The organism is Methylobacterium sp. P1-11, assembly GCF_008329595.1.
Taxonomy (GTDB): domain Bacteria; phylum Pseudomonadota; class Alphaproteobacteria; order Rhizobiales; family Beijerinckiaceae; genus Methylobacterium.
Genome location: NZ_NPKS01000105.1, coordinates 1 through 857, shown reverse-complemented (window position 1 = coordinate 857; position 857 = coordinate 1). Strand labels below are relative to the sequence as shown.

Below are 857 nucleotides of genomic sequence, written 5' to 3'. Positions count from 1 at the left end.
CGTCGCCCCGAGTGGAAGCGGTGACGCCAGCCCTCATTGAGCCTGCGCTCCTCCGCGCTCTCCTCCGGGACAGCTTCCAGATGCAGCAGGATCATCGCGAAGCCGTTCCGCTGAAGGTACACCTGCTCGTAGAGGTCCGGTGCGCGAAGGTCGCGCTTCACATCGATCCAGAGATCGGGACTGCACGCGGCGGTGTCGCTCGCAATGGCCGGCCGATGCGGACTGCTGTGAAAGAGCGAGCCTGTCGGGACCGGGCTTCCGACCGCGCAGATGATGGCCGGAAAGGAGAGGCTGCGGTAGCACCGTTGCACCCGGCCGTTGCCCGCCACGACGATGGCGATCCGCTCGGGATGGTATTGCACGTAGGCCCGAGCCGCCGCCTCCTTGCCGACCGCGAAGTCGCGCGCGAGCACAAGAACGTGCTGCAGATCGGGCTCGCGAAAGGCCGCCATGGCTCCTCGCAGCAGGTGCGGGGGCATCAGAATGAGAGTGGCGAAGCGGTTGGCCTCGACCTCCCTGTGCCGCCGCTGATCGCCCTCCTTTGCTGTGACGCGGAGCAGGTCAGAGCTCTTGCATAGGAACCGGCCGGGCTGATCCGGGACGTGGTGTGCCATCAGGAAGTGGCCGAGTTCATGCGCGATGGTGAAGCGGCGCCGCGGTTCGCCCCCGCGCTTGACGAGGATGGTGCCGTCAGACCGCTTCGCGTCGGTCACGAGGCTTCCCTCGAACTCGTCGGTGTCGAGGTCCTCGATCCGGCGGATGCCGAGTCGTGCGCACAGCTCTTGGATCGGCACGGGCACCGGAAGGTTCGGCTCGGCCTGTAGGATGCGTTTGACGAGCGCCTCCGGCGTGCCCGC

General features: G+C 67.2%; 1 protein-coding gene. It reads right to left on the bottom strand.

Features of this window, described 5'->3' with window-relative positions:
• A partial coding sequence (locus CIW48_RS32915; protein WP_149314517.1) for an ImmA/IrrE family metallo-endopeptidase occupies positions 1–857 on the bottom strand: 857 nt, incomplete at both ends.